The sequence below is a fragment of the Micromonospora sp. WMMD1274 genome, assembly GCF_049179035.1.
In the GTDB taxonomy this organism is placed as follows: domain Bacteria; phylum Actinomycetota; class Actinomycetes; order Mycobacteriales; family Micromonosporaceae; genus Micromonospora; species Micromonospora tulbaghiae.
Window position 1 is genome coordinate 5876418 of the sequence record NZ_JBMHMG010000001.1, and the last position, 16620, is coordinate 5893037.

Annotated in this window: 14 protein-coding genes; 13 read left to right on the forward strand and 1 reads right to left on the reverse strand. The window is 74.3% G+C overall.

Features of this window, described 5'->3' with window-relative positions; genetic code table 11:
- Positions 1–21 precede the first annotated feature (21 nt).
- From ACN27D_RS27835 to ACN27D_RS27865, 7 genes are all read left to right on the forward strand, one after another.
- The gene (locus ACN27D_RS27835) at positions 22–963 is read left to right on the forward strand and encodes a copper transporter (protein ID WP_013285585.1); all 942 of its coding nucleotides are present in this window, start codon (positions 22–24) and stop codon (positions 961–963) included.
- 60 nt (positions 964–1023) lie between these two features.
- Positions 1024–1887, forward strand: a complete 864-nt coding sequence (locus ACN27D_RS27840) for a hypothetical protein (RefSeq protein WP_121684702.1) — start codon at positions 1024–1026, stop codon at positions 1885–1887.
- A gap of 1 nt (position 1888) precedes the next feature.
- On the forward strand, positions 1889–3586 hold the full coding sequence (gene murJ / locus ACN27D_RS27845) for a murein biosynthesis integral membrane protein MurJ (protein WP_393380259.1): 1698 nt from the start codon (positions 1889–1891) through the stop codon (positions 3584–3586).
- Positions 3583–4716 carry a glycosyltransferase family 4 protein gene (locus tag ACN27D_RS27850; RefSeq protein ID WP_252453458.1) on the forward strand — a complete coding sequence of 378 codons (1134 nt, stop codon included), beginning with the start codon at positions 3583–3585 and terminating at the stop codon, positions 4714–4716. Before murJ ends, ACN27D_RS27850 begins: the two co-directional genes overlap by 4 nt.
- A complete protein-coding gene (locus ACN27D_RS27855) occupies positions 4716–7181 on the forward strand; it encodes a hypothetical protein (RefSeq protein WP_421500375.1) in 2466 nt (821 codons plus the stop codon). The genes ACN27D_RS27850 and ACN27D_RS27855 overlap by 1 nt, the downstream gene beginning before the upstream one ends.
- Before the next feature lie 283 nt (positions 7182–7464).
- A complete protein-coding gene (locus tag ACN27D_RS27860; protein ID WP_120570446.1) occupies positions 7465–9195 on the forward strand; it encodes a CTP synthase in 1731 nt (576 codons plus the stop codon).
- Between the two features lie 34 nt (positions 9196–9229).
- Positions 9230–9835 (forward strand): NUDIX domain-containing protein, encoded by a 606-nt coding sequence (locus ACN27D_RS27865; RefSeq protein WP_421500376.1) that lies wholly within the window; start codon positions 9230–9232, stop codon positions 9833–9835.
- Between the two features lie 64 nt (positions 9836–9899).
- Here the strand turns inward: ACN27D_RS27865 and ACN27D_RS27870 are convergent, their stop codons facing one another.
- A complete protein-coding gene (locus ACN27D_RS27870; RefSeq protein WP_254663846.1) occupies positions 9900–10214 on the reverse strand; it encodes a TM2 domain-containing protein in 315 nt (104 codons plus the stop codon).
- 225 nt (positions 10215–10439) lie between these two features.
- Between ACN27D_RS27870 and ald the strand changes: the two genes are divergently transcribed.
- The 6 genes from ald to ACN27D_RS27900 all read left to right on the forward strand — a co-directional run bounded on the left by ald (position 10440) and on the right by ACN27D_RS27900 (position 16498).
- Entirely contained in the window at positions 10440–11555 is a 1116-nt protein-coding gene (gene ald, locus ACN27D_RS27875; protein WP_018788824.1) for an alanine dehydrogenase, read from the forward strand.
- A gap of 11 nt (positions 11556–11566) precedes the next feature.
- The gene (locus ACN27D_RS27880) at positions 11567–12538 is read left to right on the forward strand and encodes a site-specific tyrosine recombinase XerD (protein ID WP_357896216.1); all 972 of its coding nucleotides are present in this window, start codon (positions 11567–11569) and stop codon (positions 12536–12538) included.
- Positions 12539–12732: 194 nt separating this feature from the next.
- Entirely contained in the window at positions 12733–13656 is a 924-nt protein-coding gene (locus ACN27D_RS27885) for a ParA family protein (RefSeq protein WP_013285595.1), read from the forward strand.
- Between the two features lie 41 nt (positions 13657–13697).
- Positions 13698–14765: a segregation and condensation protein A gene (locus tag ACN27D_RS27890; protein ID WP_421500377.1), complete on the forward strand. Its 1068-nt coding sequence runs from the start codon at positions 13698–13700 to the stop codon at positions 14763–14765.
- Between the two features lie 4 nt (positions 14766–14769).
- Positions 14770–15741 (forward strand): SMC-Scp complex subunit ScpB, encoded by a 972-nt coding sequence (gene scpB / locus ACN27D_RS27895; RefSeq protein WP_421500378.1) that lies wholly within the window; start codon positions 14770–14772, stop codon positions 15739–15741.
- A complete protein-coding gene (locus ACN27D_RS27900) occupies positions 15728–16498 on the forward strand; it encodes a pseudouridine synthase (RefSeq protein WP_030274358.1) in 771 nt (256 codons plus the stop codon). Before scpB ends, ACN27D_RS27900 begins: the two co-directional genes overlap by 14 nt.
- Positions 16499–16620: the final 122 nt, after the last annotated feature.

Genomic DNA, 16620 nt, shown 5'->3' on the forward strand with positions numbered 1-16620 from the left:
GACGATCAAGAGGCTGCAAGCGTGATCAACTTTCGCTACCACGTGGTGTCCCTGACCGCGGTGTTCCTGGCGCTGGCGATCGGCCTGGTGGTCGGCACAGCCGCCCTCAACGGGCCGGTCGCCGACTCGCTCCGGGAGAACGTCAACGGCCTGCGCAAGGACAACTCGCTGATGCGCCAGTCGGTCAACAGCATGCAGAAGCAGCTGGAGACCGAGGAGGACTTCGCCGCCGAGATGGCCCAGCTCGTGCTGCCCGGCAAGCTGACCGGCCGCCGGGTGCTGGTGCTCACCCTGCCCAGCGGCCGGGACCAGGCCGAGGGCGTGGTGAAGATGCTCCAGACAGCCGGCGCCGACGTCACCGGCCGCATCGACGTGCAGGACAAGTTCGTCAATCCGGACAGCAACAACAACCTGCTGGAACTGGCGGTCACTGCGGCCCGGCCGAACAGCGCCCCCACCGGCAACCTGCCCGGCAACGGGCACGGCGTGGAGACCTCCAGCGCGTTGCTGGCCAACGTGCTGGTGGACCGCCCGGCCGGGAGCCCGCCGGTCAGCGACGCCGACCGGCGCGCCGTGCTGGAGCAGTACGCCACCGCCGGATACCTCACTCCGGCGGACCGGATCTCCACCGCCGCCGAGGCGGTGGTGATGGTCACCGGCCAGCCGTACGTGGACAAGGACTCGGCGAAGAAGGACGAGTCGGTGGTGAAGATCGCCGAGCAGTTCGACCGGGCCGGCGCGCTCGTGGTCGCCGGCATGGGCTCGACCGGCGGCAACCTCGTCTCCGTGGTGCGCGGCGACCCGGTGCTGTCGCAGACCATCTCCACCGTCGACAACGCCAACACCGTGCAGGGCCAGCTGGTCACCAGCCTCGCCCTGGCGCAGCAGCTCACCGAGAAGAAGACCGGCCAGTACGGCGTGGGCGACAACGCTGCCGCCCGGGTGCCTACACTGCCCCGGTGACCGCTCCGGGCCGCCCGGTCCGTGCCGCGTCGCGTTCGAAGTCCGGATCGAGGAGGTCCCGTGAGACTGGGTCGGCTGCTCGCAGTGGGCGCGGGGGTGCTGGCCGCCCGGTACACGCTGCGCCAGACGCGCACGTCGCCGGGCGGGCCGGCGCTGGAGCGCACCAACTACCGGGGCCGCACCGTGACCCTGGCCGCCGGTCCGGCCCTGGCCGTCGGCGCGGCCACCGGGGCCGCGCTGGGCGCCGGTAGCGCCCCGGCCGGCGCCGCCGCGCTCGTCGCCGGGCTCGGCGCGGGCGCTGTCGGCCTCTACGACGACGTGGTCGGCGCGCGCCCCGAACAGAAGGCCGCCAAGGGGTTCGCCGGGCACCTCGCCGCGCTGCGCGAGGGTCAGGTCACCGCCGGGATGGTCAAGGTCGCCGGGGTGGGCGTGGCCGGGCTGGGCGCCGCCGCGCTGCTCGCCGCCGACCGCCGGGTCGCCGCGCACCCGCGCCGCCGGCGCGCCGGGGCGTTCGGCCGAGGGCTCGACGTGCTGCTCGGCGCCGGCGTGGTGGCCGGCACGGCGAACCTGGTCAACCTGCTCGACCTGCGGCCCGGCCGGGCGTTGAAGTCCGGCATGCTGCTCGGCGCGCCGCTTACCACCGGCCCATACGGCGGCGTCGCCGCGGGCGCGGTCGGCGCGTCGGCCGCGCTGGTCGGTGACGACCTCGGCGAGCGGGTGATGGTGGGCGACAGCGGCGCCAACGCGCTCGGCGCGCTGCTCGGGGTGAGTCTGGCCGCGCGTACCGGGCCGCTCGGCCGGGCCGGCGTGCTGGCCGTGCTCGCCGCGCTCACCGCCGCCAGCGAGAAGGTCAGCTTCACCCAGGTCATCGCACGGACGCCGGGGCTGCGGCACCTCGACGAGCTGGGCCGGCTCCCGGACTGACGTGACGAAACCGGCTCCTCTCGCCGCCGCCGGCCGGGTCGCCGGGGCGGCCGCCCTCATCGCCGTCCTCACCGTCCTCAGCCGGCTCGCCGGCTTCGGCCGGACCGCGGTGTTCACCTGGATGCTGGGCCCCACCGATCTCGGCGGCGCCTACCTGGTGGCCAACTACGTCCCGAACTTCATCTTCGAGATCGTCGCCGGCGGGGCGCTCGCCAGTCTCGTCGTACCGCTGCTGGCCGGCGCCGTCGAGGCGGGTGACCGGCGCGCGGTGGCCGCCACCACCGGCGCGCTGCTGACCTGGACGCTGAGCCTGCTGGTTCCGCTGGCGGTGCTGCTGGCGGTGTTCGCCGACCCGCTGCCGGGTCTGATCGGAAACGGTCTCAGCGAGGCCCAGCAGGCGTCCGGCGCGCGGATGCTGCGGGTCTTCGCGCCGCAGTTGCCGCTGTACGGCGTGGGGATCGTGCTGACCGGTGTGCTCCAGGCGCACCGCCGCTTCGCCTGGCCGGTGATCGCGCCGCTGCTGTCGAGCGTCACGGTCATCGGCGTCTACCTGGGCTTCACCGCCGCCGAAGGGCGGCTGGCGACGATCGGGGAGGCCGGGCGCGGCGGTGAGCTGCTGCTGTCCGCCGGCACCACGCTCGGCGTGGTGGTGCTCTCGCTGTCGCTGCTGATCCCGGTGCGCCGGCTGCGGCTGCGGGTCCGGCCGGGCTACCGGTTCCCGGCCGACGCCCGGGCCCGGGTGGGCGGTCTGGTGGTCGCCGGGGCGGTGACGGTGGCCGCCCAGCAGATCGCCCTGGTGGTCGCGCTCAACCAGGTCACCTACGGCCGCACCGCCGACGTCAGCGTCTACAACCTCGCCCAGACCGTCTACTTCCTGCCCTGGGCGGTGCTGGCGGTGCCGCTCGCGGTGGCCGCGTACCCGACGCTCGTCGCGGCCCGGGCCACCGGCGACGAGCGCGCCTACCGGGAGACCCTGGCCCCGGCGGTACGCGGGGTCGTGCTGCTCAGCCTGCTCGGCGCCGCCGCGCTCGTCGGCACCGCCATCCCGGTCGGGCACTTCTTCTTCTCCGACCCCCTCGACGCGCGCACCGCCGCGGCCGGGATCGCCGGTTTCGCGCCCGGCCTGGTCGGCTACGGCTTGTTCGCGGTCCTCACCCGCGCGCTGTACGCGCGGGGCGAGACCCGGGCGGCCACCGTCGCCACCGCCGTCGGCTGGCTCAGCGTGCCCGTGCTGGCCGTCCTGGCCGCCCAGGTGGCGCCGCTGGCCGACCGGGTGCTCGCGGTGACGCTGGCGTCCTCGGCCGGCATGCTGCTGCTCGGCGCGCTGCTGATCGCCGCGGTCCGGCGGGCCGCCGGCGGCGACGCGCTGGCCGGGATCGGCCGGGCCGGGGCCGCCGGGCTGCTCGCCGCAGTGGTCGCCGGAGCGGGCGGGGCGGCCGTCGCGGCGGGACTCGCCGGGCTCGGCGACGGCACCCCGACGACACCGTGGGCCCTCGCGCAGGGCATGCTGTCCGGGGTCGTGGTCGGTGTCCTGTTCCTCGCCGTCGCCTGGCTGACCGACGCCCGCGACCTGCGGCCGCTGCTCGCGACCGTGACCCGCCGGCTGAGCCGGCGACGCCCGGCCGGCGGGGACGACGGCCCGCCGGCGCAGCAGCACCCCGGCGAGCGGGGTGACGGAAGGGAGACCGTTTCCTCATGACGGACGCCTCGCCGGCACCGCGCTGGCCCGGGTCGGTGGCCCTGGTGCTCGCCTCCAGCACCGGCGGGGTCGGGCAGCACGTCCGCTCGATCACCCGAGGACTGACCGAGGCCGGCGCGTCCGTACTGGTCTGCGGCCCGTCCGCGACCGAGGAACAGTTCGACTTCACCGGCGCCGGGGCCCGGTTCACGCCGGTGGAGATCCCGGCCAGCCCCACCCCGGGCGACGCGCGCGCGGTCACCGCGCTGCGCCGGGCGCTCGCGGACACGCCCGCCGACGTGGTGCACGCGCACGGGCTGCGCGCCGGCCTGGTCGCCGCACTCGCCCGTCCCGCCGCGCCGCTGGTCGTCACCTGGCACAACGCGGTCCTCGCCGGTGGCCTGCGCGGTGCCGTGTCCCGGCTGGTCGAACGGGTCGTCGCCCGGTCCGTGCGGGTCGCCCTGGGCGCCTCCGCCGACCTGGTCGACCGCGCCGCCGCGCTCGGCGCCGCCGACGCCCGCCTGGCCCCGGTCGCCGCGCCGGCGCTGCCCGCGCCGCGCCGCCGCCGCACGGCGGTACGCGCCGAGTTCGGCGTCGCCGCCGACCGGCCGCTGATCCTCTCGGTGGGCCGGCTGCACCCGCAGAAGCGGTACGACGTGCTGATCGACGCCGCCGCCCGCTGGCGGACCCGTACTCCCGCCCCGCTCGTGGTGATCGCCGGCAGTGGTCCGGCGTACCTGCCGCTGGCCGCCCGGATCTCGGCCGCCCGCGCGCCGGTGACGCTGCTCGGGCACCGCGGCGACGTGGCGGACCTGCTGGGCGCCGCCGACCTCGCGGTGGTGACGAGCGACTGGGAGGCCCGCCAGCTGTTCGCGCAGGAGGCGCTGCGGGCCGGCGTACCGCTCGTCGCGACCGCCGTCGGCGGGCTGCCGGACCTGGTCGGCGACGCCGCCGTGCTGGTGCCGCCCGGCGACGTGGACGCCGTCGACGCGGCCGTGCGCGACCTGCTCGACGACCCCGTACGCCGGGCCGACCTGGGCCGGCGCGGCCTGGCGCGGGCCGCGACCTGGCCCACCGAGGCGGACACCGTGGCCGCGCTCGCCGGCCTCTACGCCGAGCTGACACCCCAGCTCTCGACCGGGAACCGCTGATGCTGCGCAGACTCACCCCGGTGCTGCTGACCCTGGTCGTGGTGGCGCTGGGCATCACCGCGCTGTCCGCCCGCCCGGACGACGGCGCGACCCGGCCGAACGCCGACTTCGTGGTGCTCGTCGGCGCGGCGGGCCTGCGGTGGGACGACGTCGACCCGGAGAACACGCCGACGCTGTGGCGGATGGCCGAGCAGGGCGCGATCGGGTCGCTCTCGGTACGCTCCGCGCACCGCCCCACCTGCCCGGTGGACGGCTGGCTCACGCTCGGCGCGGGGAACTTCGCCGCCTGGCCCGGCGCCCGCCCGGGCGGTGGCTGCCCGGCCGCCGGGGTGACGATCGAGCGGCCCGATGGCATCGGCGCGAACCTGCCCGACCAGGCCAGCGCGGTCGTGCACAACCAGGAGCAGCTGTCCTGGGGCGCGACGCCGGGCGCGCTGGCCGAGTCGGTGCGCTGCTCGGTGGCGGTCGGGCCGGGCGCCGCAGTGGCCGCCGCCCGCCCGTTCGGCCGGGTCGACAGGTACGCCCCCTCGCTCCCCGAGAACCCGGCGGAACTGCTCGGCTCCTGCGTGCTGAGCATCGTCGACGTCGGCACCGTCGACGACGACGATCCGGCCGTACGGGCCGCTCAGGCGCGGCAGGCCGACGCCCGGCTGGCCCGGGTGCTCGCCGCCCGGCCGCCGCGCTCGCTGGTGCTCGTCGCCGGCGTGTCCGACACCGACTCCCCGTCCCGGCTGCACGTCGCCATCGCCGACGGTCCCGGCTGGGAGGGCGGCTGGCTGACCTCGCCCAGCACCGCCCGGTCCGGCTACCTGCAACTGATCGACCTGGCCCCGACGGTGCTCGCCGTGCTCGACAAGCCGATGCCGGAACGGGCGTTCCTCGGCCGGCCCGCGGTGACGGTCGACGACCGGCCGGACGACCTGCGGGCCGCGATCGAGGCGCCGGCCGACGCGGACCGGGAGGCAGCCGCCCAGCGCCGCGTCGCCGGCTGGTTCTTCACGCTGCTCGCCGCCGCCCAGATCGCCCTCGCGGTGGCGGTGCTGCCGCTGCTGCGCCGCGCCCGCCGGCTCGCCGGACCGCACGGGCCGGAACCGGTGTCCCGGCGGATCGTCGCGGTGGTGGAGTTGCTGCTGATCGCCGCCGCGCTGGCGGTGCCCGCGGCGCTGCTCGCGGACGCCGTGCCCTGGTGGCGCGGGGACCACGCCGGCCTCTGGTACGCCTCGGTGACCGCGCTTCTGATCGTCGGCGGCACCGCCGCGGTCCGGTTCAGTCCCGGGCACGAGCGCACGCTCGGTCCGCTCGGTGCGGTCGCCGGCCTGGCCACGCTCGTGGTCGGCGTGGACGTGCTCACCGGTTCCCGGTTGCAGCTCAACGGCGTGGTCGGCTACTCGGCGCTGGAGGGCGGCCGGTACGCCGGGCTCGGCACCGTCGGGCTGGGCGTGTTCATCGCCGGGGCGCTGCTGTGCGGCGGCTGGCTCGCCCAGCGGTTCCGCAAGGGCTGGCGGCCGATGGTGATGGTGACCGTCGGCGGGCTCGCCGTGGTGGTGGTGGGCAGCCCGTACCTGGGCGCCGACTCGATCGGCGCGATCGCGCTCACCGCCGGGGTCAGCGTCGCGGCGGCGATCTGCAGCGGCGGCTGGCTGACGGTGAGCCGGCTGGCCTGGGCCACCATGGCCGCGCTGGCCGTCACTGTCGGGTTCGCCCTGGTCGACCTGGGCCGTCCGGCGGACGAGCGCGGCAGCCTGGGCCGGTTCCTGGCCGCTGTGGGCGACGGCACCGGCGGGCTCACCGTGCACCGGTCCAGCAGCTCCAACATCCAGACGCTGGTGAACAGCCCGCTCACCGTGCTGGCCCTGGCCGGGGCCGCGCTGGTCTGGCTCGCGCTGCTCCAGCCGTGGGGTGGGCTGATGCGGCTGTTCGGCATCTACCCGGCGATCCGGGCGGCGATGGCCGGCACCGGCGTGGCCGTCGGGCTGGGCGGCGTCCTCGGCGGGTCGGCGCTGGACGTGGCGGGCGCGGCGGCGGCCCTCGTGGTGCCGATGGCGGCCCTGGCGGCGCTGCGGGTGCTCGACCACTCCACCGACCGCACGGTGCCCGACAGCGGCCGTGGCGGGGGCGAGACGGGGGCGGTCCCACCGGGCGGGCCGGACGGCTCCTCCAGGGGCGGCGCGGCCGGCGACGGCCCGGCCGCTGACCGTGCGAGTGGCGACGGTGCGGGTGGTGGTCGGTCGCCTGCCGGAGGCTCGGCCGGCGACGGTGCGGCCGGTGACGGCGCCGGCGACCCGGGGGAGGCCGGGGAGCCAGCCGGACCGGACGGGCAGGACTCCGCAGGCACGGAGGCGCCGGACGGGCAGGACTTCGCTGGCCCGGAGGCGCCGGACGGGCCGCGCGCCGCTGGCACGGCCCGTGGGGCGCAGGTGCCCGCACAGCCGACCCCGGCGTCCTCGGAGATCCCCGCCGGTTGACCCGGGCCGCCCGCGCGGCCCGCCAGGTCTGCCGCCCCGCCGGTCCGGGGAGGTGGCGGGGTCGAGGCCCGGTGGAAGGCACCACATCGGCGAGATGGTGTCGATCAAGGGCCCGGATCCGGGCCGGGGGAGGGCCGGCACCGGCCTCACGTGCGTCGACAGCGGGTGCGACGCCGGCTCACGGTCCGGATGGTGTTACCGTGGAATCCCGTGGATCGCGTGATCACTCTGCTGATCGGCACGGCGGTTCGCACGACCGCTACGGACGACACGGGAGCAGGCCTTGGCCCCAACAGCACGGACGACCAGGCACATTTTCGTCACCGGGGGCGTCGCCTCCTCGCTGGGTAAGGGCCTCACCGCCTCCAGCCTCGGCAGTCTGCTGACCGCGCGCGGACTGCGCGTGGTGATGCAGAAGCTCGACCCGTACCTGAACGTCGACCCCGGCACGATGAACCCGTTCCAGCACGGCGAGGTCTTCGTCACCGAGGACGGCGCCGAGACCGACCTCGACGTCGGCCACTACGAGCGGTTCCTCGACCGGGACCTCTCCGGCAAGGCGAACGTCACCACCGGCCAGATCTACTCGGCGGTGATCGCCAAGGAGCGGCGCGGGGAGTACCTCGGCGACACGGTTCAGGTCATCCCGCACATCACCAACGAGATCAAGGCCCGGATCCGCGGCATGGCCGACCCGGACGCCGACGGCCAGGTGCCCGACGTGGTGATCACCGAGGTCGGCGGCACGGTCGGCGACATCGAGTCGCTGCCGTTCCTGGAGTCGATCCGGCAGATCCGCCACGACCTGGGCCGGGACAACTGCTTCTACCTGCACGTGTCGCTGGTGCCGTACCTGGCGCCGTCGGGCGAGCTGAAGACCAAGCCGACCCAGCACTCGGTGGCGCAGCTGCGCAGCATCGGCATCCAGCCCGACGCGCTGGTGCTGCGCTGCGACCGGGAGATCCCGGACAAGGTCAAGGAGAAGCTGTCGCTGTACTGCGACGTCGACCGGGAGGCGGTCACCGCCGCGCCGGACGCGCCGAGCATCTACGACATCCCGAAGGTGCTGCACCGGGAGGGCCTCGACGCGTACGTGGTGCGCCGGCTCGGCCTGTCGTTCCGCGACGTGGACTGGACCCGCTGGGACGACCTGCTGGAGCGGGTGCACCAGCCCCGGCACACGATCACCGTCGCGCTCGTCGGCAAGTACGTCGACCTGCCCGACGCGTACCTGTCGGTGAGCGAGGCGATCCGGGCGGCCGGGTTCGGCCACCGCGCCCGGGTGCAGCTCAAGTGGGTGCCCAGCGACGACTGCGTGACCCCGGCGGGTGCCGCCGCCGCGCTGTCCGGCGTCGACGGCATCGTGATCCCCGGCGGCTTCGGCGTCCGTGGCATCGAGGGCAAGGTCGGCACCGCCCGGTACGCGCGGGAGAACGGCATCCCGCTGCTGGGCCTCTGCCTCGGCCTGCAGTGCATGACCATCGAGGTGGCCCGCCACCTGGCCAACCTCGACGGGGCGAACTCCCTCGAATTCGACGAGGAGGCGGTGCACCCGGTCATCGCCACCATGGCCGACCAGGAGGACATCGTCGCCGGTCGCGGTGACCTGGGCGGCACCATGCGGCTCGGTGCGTACCCGGCGAAGCTGGCCGAGGGCTCGATCGTCGCCGAGGCGTACGGCAGCACCGAGGTCAGCGAGCGGCACCGGCACCGGTACGAGGTGAACAACGCCTACCGCGACCAGCTCACCAAGGCCGGCCTGACCATCTCCGGCACCTCGCCGGACGGGCGGCTGGTCGAGTTCGTCGAGCTGGACCGCAACCTGCACCCCTTCTTCGTGGCCACCCAGGCGCACCCGGAGCTCAAGAGCCGGCCCACCCGTCCGCACCCGCTGTTCGCCGCGTTCGTCGGCGCGGCAGTGGCGTACTCGCAGGCCGACCAGCTGCCGGTGGACCTGGACGGCGCGTCGAAGAAGGCCGCCCGCGGCGGTGGCGCGAAGGCGTCCGCGAAGTGAGCGGCCGGTCCGCGCGAGCGTGCGGGGAGGCGCCGTGAGCGGCGTCGAGCACCGGTACGAGGTGACCGGCCGCCGGGAGATCTGGTCCGGCCGGATCTTCTCCGTGGTCAGCGACGACGTCACCATGCCCGGTGGCGGCAGCGCGACCCGCGACTACGTGCGGCACGTCGGCGCGGTCGCGGTGGTGGCGCTCGACGACGCCGGTCAGGTGGTGCTGATCCGCCAGTACCGGCACCCGGTCGGCCGGCACCTGTGGGAGCTGCCCGCCGGGCTGATGGACGTCGGCGGCGAGGACCTGGCCGCCGCCGCGCTGCGGGAGCTGGCCGAGGAGGCGGACCTGACCGCGGGCCGCGTCGACGTGCTCGTCGACCTGCACAGCTCGCCCGGGTTCGCCGACGAGGTGGTGCGGGTCTTCCTGGCCCGCGACCTGGACGACGTGCCGGCCGACCAGCGGCACGACCGGCACGACGAGGAGGCCGACCTCCAGGTGGTGCGGGTGGACCTGGACGAGGCGGTGCGGATGGTGCTGGCCGGCGAGATCACCAACGCGTCCTGCGTGGCCGGGCTGCTCGCCGCCGCCCGCGCCCGCGACACCGGCTTCACCGAGCTGCGCCGCCCGGAGGCGCCGCTGCCGCGCTGATCCGCAAACGGAAGGGGCCGCCCGGCGCACTGCGCGCCGGGCGGCCCCTTCCGTTTGCCGCAAGTCAGTCGCGCAGCGGGCGTCCCTGCCCGTCGACACCGCCGTTGACGAGGATCAGGATGCCGTCGACGAGGCCCCAGATCGCGCCGAAGCCGCACGTCACGAGCGTGACGATGAGCTGGATGACACCGGTCTTGGTGTCGCCCATGTAGAACCGGCCGATGCCGAAGCCGCCGAGCAGGATCTGGAGAACACCCGCGACGACCTTGCTCTTGTCCGAGACGCCCTGCGGGTACTGCTGATAAGGAGTGGTCATGAGCGGACACAATAGTGATCGGTTCACGTCCTGTCGGCCTCGCCACCCAGCCGGTGGGAAGATGTCATCGAAGTTTGTCCTCTCGGCGGATGGCGTCTCCACCGGGCAGTCCGACGCATGCCTGACACACCGTCAGGACCAACGGGCACCGGATGTCACAGTGTTGCCGTCCGTGGGCTTCCCACGGGCCTAGACTGCCGCCGGCGGGACAGGAGGACCGCGCCGGCAACGGAGCCGGCGCGGCCACGCAGTCGGGGGTGAGCCGCCCCGGAGGAAGGTGTCTGCATCGTGAAGGTCGGAATCCCCCGCGAGGTCAAGAACCACGAGTACCGGGTGGCGATCACGCCCGCCGGAGTCAACGAGTTCACCCGCCACGGCCACGAGGTCTTCGTGGAGGCAGGCGCCGGAGTCGGTTCCAGCATCACCGACGACGAGTTCGCCGCCGCGGGCGCGAAGATCCTGGCCACCGCCGACGAGGTGTGGGACACCGCCGAGCTGGTGCTCAAGGTCAAGGAGCCGATCGCCGAGGAGTACCACCGGATGCGCGAGGGGCAGGTGCTGTTCACGTACCTGCACCTGGCTGCGTCCCGCGAGTGCACCGACGCGCTGGTCGACCGGAAGGTCACCGGCATCGCGTACGAGACGGTCGAGCTGCCCGACCGGTCGCTGCCGCTGCTCGCCCCGATGTCCGAGGTGGCCGGCCGGCTCGCCCCGCAGGTGGGCGCCTTCTACATGATGCGCACCGGTGGCGGGCGGGGCGTGCTGCCCGGCGGCGTGTCCGGCGTGTACGCGGCCAAGACCGTGGTCATCGGCGCGGGCGTGTCCGGCCTGAACGCCGCCGCCATCGCGCTGGGCCTACAGTCCGAGGTGCTGCTGCTGGACAAGAACGTGGCCCGGCTGCGCTCCGCCGACGCCATCTACCGGGGCCACCTGCAGACCGTCGCCTCCAACGCGTACGAGATCGAGCGGGCCGTGCTCGACGCGGACCTGGTCATCGGCGCGGTGCTGGTGCCCGGCGCGAAGGCCCCGAAGCTCATCTCCAACGAGCTGGTCTCCCGGATGAAGCCGGGCAGCGTCCTCGTCGACATCGCCATCGACCAGGGCGGCTGCTTCGAGGACTCGCGCCCGACCACGCACGCCGACCCGGTCTACAAGGTCCACGACTCGATCTTCTACTGCGTGGCGAACATGCCCGGCGCGGTGCCGAACACCAGCACCTACGCGCTGACCAACGTCACCCTCCCGTACGCCCTCGAACTGGCCAACCAGGGCTGGCAGCAGGCGCTGCGCAACGACCCGGCGCTGGCGCTGGGCCTGAACACCCACGCCGGCAAGGTCGTCTACGGCCCGGTCGCCGAGGCGCACGGCATGGACGTGCTGCCGCTGGACGAGGTGCTGAGCTGACCGAGACCGCTGTGCGCGCGGCCGGCGCGGAACCCGCGCCGGCCCTGCGCCGTGCGGTCCGGACCTACCTGGACCACCTCACCGTCGAACGCGGGCTGTCCGCGAACACGCTCGCCTCGTACCGCCGGGACCTGGACCGCTACCTCGCCACGCTGGCCGCGGCCGGGGTGGACGACCTGGCCGCCGCCGGGCCCGCGCAGGTCGAGGCCCACCTGGCCCGGCTGCGCGCGGGCGACGACGACCACCCGCCGCTCGCCGTCTCGTCGGCCGCCCGCGCGGCCAGCGCGGTCCGCGGCCTGCACCGCTTCGCGCTGCGCGAAGGGCTGGCCGGCGCCGACCCCAGCCGCGACGTCCGCCCGCCCGCGCCGCCGCGCCGGCTGCCCCGCGCGCTGCCCGTCGACGCGGTCCTGCGGCTGCTGGAGGCCGCCGGCCCGCCCGGCGCCACCGGCGACCCCGCCGCCCGCGCGCTGCGCGACCGGGCGCTGCTGGAATTCCTGTACGGCACCGGCGCGCGCATCTCCGAGGCGGTCGGCGCCGCCGTCGACGACCTCGACCTGGACGCCGGCACCGTGCTGCTGCGCGGCAAGGGCGGCCGGACCCGGCTGGTCCCGGTCGGCGGGTACGCGGCCGACGCGCTGCGCGCCTGGCTGGTGCGGGGCCGCCCGGCGCTGCTCGCCGCCGGGCGCGGCACCCACGCGGTGTTCGTCAACGCCCGCGGCGGCCCGCTCACCCGGCAGGGCGCCTGGACCGTGCTGCGCAGCGCCGCCGCCCGCGCCGGCCTGCCGGTCGACGGACCCGACGCGGTCTCGCCGCACACGCTGCGCCACTCGTACGCCACCCACCTGCTCGACGGCGGCGCGGACGTGCGAGTGGTGCAGGAACTGCTCGGCCACGCCTCGGTGACCACCACCCAGGTCTACACATTGGTGACAGTGGAACGGCTGCGCGAGGTGTACGCGACAGCCCATCCCCGGGCTCGCTGAGCGCCGGCGTCGGGAGACCCGGCTGACGGGCGGCCGACACGCCGACCCGCTACCGAACGTGCTGCTGGCCGGTGGCGTACAGTCGGCATCGGCGCGGGCCTCCAGGTACGACGGACCGGGGGTGCGCAGCGGCGCCGCGAGGGACGTCGGACGGCTCCGACGCCGGGTGGTCGTCGGGAGGGGGCAACGAGGACATGGCAGGAAACGGTGACCGTGCCGAGACCTGGACGTCGGAGCTCCGTGAGCAGCAGGCGACGCTCGGTGCCGATCTCGGCCCCGCCGACCCGGCCGCGTACACCATGCGCAAGCCGATCCCCGAACCCATGCCGACCGACCGGCACGGCCCGGCGCGGATCATCGCGATGGCCAACCAGAAGGGCGGCGTCGGCAAGACCACGACGACCATCAACCTGGGCGCGGCACTGGCCGAGTACGGCCGCAAGGTGCTGCTCGTCGACTTCGACCCGCAGGGCGCCCTCTCCGTCGGGCTGGGCGTCAACCCGCACAACCTGGACCTGTCGGTCTACAACCTGCTGATGCAGGACGACGTCACCGCCGAGGACGTCCTGATCAAGACCGACGTGGCCGGGCTGCACCTGCTACCGGCGAACATCGACCTCTCCGCCGCCGAGATCCAGCTGGTCAACGAGGTCGCCCGGGAGATGGCCCTGGCGCGGGTGCTGCGCACCATCCGCAAGGAGTACGACTTCATCCTGATCGACTGCCAGCCCTCGCTGGGCCTGCTGGCGATCAACGCGCTCACCGTCGCGCACGGCGTGCTCATCCCGCTGGAGTGCGAGTTCTTCAGCCTGCGCGGTGTCGCGCTGCTGCTGGACACCATCGACAAGGTCCGCGAGCGGCTCAACTTCGACCTGGAACTCGAAGGCATCCTCGCCACCATGTACGACAGCCGCACCACCCACTGCCGCCAGGTGCTGCAGCGCGTGGTCGAGGCGTTCGGCGACAAGGTCTACCAGACCGTCATCACCAAGACGGTGAAGTTCCCCGAGTCCACGGTGGCCGGTGCCCCGATCACCACCCTCGACCCGGCCTCCTCGGGCGCGCGCAACTACCGGCAGCTCGCCCGGGAGGTCATCGCCGCCCAGGCGGACCGGTAGGTCGCACGCCGGCCGCCCGCCGCGTCGTCTACGGTTTCCCGGTGACCGCACCGCCCCTCGACCCGCCGCACGGCACCGGCGACGCCGCCGTCGCCGCGGAGCTGGCCGCCGAGGTCGACGGTGTGGTGCCCGCCGATCCGGGCACCGGCGAACAGACGAGTGGCTTCACGGTCCGGCTGGACAACTTCACCGGCCCGTTCGACCTGCTGCTCCAGCTGATCAGCAAGCACAAGCTGGACGTCACCGAGGTCGCGCTGCACAAGGTCACCGACGAGTTCATCGCGTACCTGCGCGCCATGGGCGACCAGTGGGACCTGGACGAGACGAGCGAGTTCCTGCTCGTCGCCGCCACCCTGCTCGACCTGAAGGCGGCCCGGCTGCTGCCCTCGGCCGAGGTCGAGGACGAGGAGGACCTGGCGCTGCTGGAGGCGCGGGACCTGCTGTTCGCCCGGCTGTTGCAGTACAAGGCGTACAAGGAGGCCGCGGCGCACATCGCCGAGCTGGAGGCGGTCGGCGGCCGACGCTACCCGCGGGCGGTCACCCTCGAACCGCGGTACGCCGAGGCGCTGCCCGACCTGGTGCTCGGCATCGGTCCGGAGCGGCTGCGCAAGCTCGCGGTCAAGGCGATGAGCCCGAAACCGGTGCCCGAGGTCTCCATCGCGCACGTGCACATGGTCCGGGTCAGCGTCCGGGAACACGCCGGCATCATCGCCGACCGGCTGCGCCGCGCCGGGGTCGCCACGTTCTCGCTGCTCTGCGCCGACTGCGAGATGACGCTCGAGGTGGTGGCCCGGTTCCTGGCGCTGCTGGAGCTGTACCGGCAGGGCCTCGTCGCCTTCGTGCAGGAGCAGGCGCTGGAGGAACTGACCGTCCGCTGGACCGGCCCGGTCGACGGCGAGGCGGAGCTGACTGTCGACGAGTACGCCGGCAGCCCCGAACCCACGACCACGTCCGTCCCCGCCGCCCCGGCCGACGACTCGGCCGCGGTGGCCGGCGATGCCGCCGAGTCCGCTGGCGCCGCTGTGCCGGGCGACGTCGCCGCAGATGCCGCATCCGACGCCGCCGTGCCCGCCGAGGCGGCGGACGAACACGCACCGACGCAGGAGTGAACGGATGAGCGACCAGGAACGCCGCGACTCCCTGGCCGACCAGGCCGCCGCATGGGTGCCACCGTGGGAGCGCCCCGCCCCGCCCAAGCCGGCGCCGGACGATTCCGACGCACCGGCCGAGCACCCGGACCCCGACATCGCGGACACCACCGATTCCCAGGGGGCAGATCTCGACGCGACACCGGATTCCTCGGCGGATCTTGGAAGCGAAGGGCCCTCAGAGGGGCCCATTCCTTCCAAGATCGCCACGGTTCAGGGGGATCTTGGTACGGAGACGCCCCTCGGAGGGCGGGACCGTACCAAGATCTCGGCGGAGAGCGTGACGGAGGACGCGGAACAGCGGGCGAGCGGGGGAGCGGGGGCTGACGGCGTACCCCCGAAGCGGGGACGGCGGCGGGCCGCGCCGGAACCGGTGCCCGCGCCGGTCCTGGACGACGCGGAGCTGCGCGGCGCCCTGGAGGCGATCCTGCTCGTGGTGGACCAGCCGGTCAGCGAGCTGGTCCTGGCCGAGATCCTCGAACAGGCCCCCGAGCGGGTCGGCGCGATGCTCGACGAGATCGCCGCCGGGTACACCGCCGCAGGGCACGGGTTCGACCTGCGCCGGGCCGCGGGTGGCTGGCGTCTCTACACCCGCCCGGAATACGCGACGTACGTGGAACGGTTCGTACTGGACGGGCAGTCCGTGCGGCTGACCCAGGCCGCGCTGGAGACCCTCGCCGTGGTCGCCTACCGGCAGCCGGTGACCCGTTCGCGCATCTCGGCCATCCGGGGTGTCAACTGCGACGGGGTGCTCCGTACCCTGGTGGGTCGCGGCCTGGTCGAGGAGTGCGGCACCGAGGCGGACAGCGGTGCCTACCTCTACCGGACCACCACCATGTTCCTGGAGAAGCTGGGGCTGAACTCGGTGGACGACCTGCCGCCGCTCGCCCCGTTCCTCCCCGACGACGTAGAAGAGCTTGCCGATGCGACGCGATGACCGTGCCCCGAAGCCCGACGCCCCCGTGTACGAGGGCGCCGAGCGCCTGCAGAAGGTGCTCGCCGCCGCGGGGGTGGGTTCCCGGCGCGCCTGCGAAGACCTGATCTTCCGGCGCCGGGTCACAGTGAACGGGCGGGTGGCACAGCTCGGCGACAAGGCCGACCCGGCCCGCGACGTGATCGTCGTCGACGGGGAGCGGCTGCAGGCCGACGTCCGCCTGGTCTACGTGGCGATGAACAAGCCGCGCGGCGTCGTCACCACCATGGCCGACGAGAAGGGCCGCACCGAGCTCGCCGACTTCATCGGCGCGCGGCTGGAGCAGCGGGTCTACCACGTCGGGCGACTGGACGCCGACAGCGAGGGCCTGCTCCTGCTCACCAACGACGGCACCCTCGCCCACAAGCTCATGCACCCGTCGTACGAGGTACTCAAGACCTACCTCGCCGAGGTCGCCGGGCCGATCCCGCGCAACCTGAGCAAGCGGCTGACCGCCGGCGTCGAGCTGGAGGACGGTCCGGTGAAGGTCGACGGGTTCAAGCTGGTCGACACGCTGGGCAAAACCGCCCAGGTGGAGCTGACCCTGCACGAAGGGCGCAAGCACATCGTCCGGCGCCTGATGGCCGAGGTGGGACACCCGGTGAGCCGCCTGATCCGTACCTCGATCGGTCCGATCAAGCTCGGCGACCTGCGCACCGGGCGGATGCGGCGGCTGACCAACGCGGAGGTCGCCGCCCTGTTCAAGGCCGTGGGTGACTGACCCCGACGATCGGGGTACGGCTCCCGGTAGGCTTCGACGCGGTCCGCGGGCCGGCACACGCCGGCCCGGCGGGACGCCCGCGCGGCGCGGGCATGATTCAAGACGGAACATCCGCTCAACGG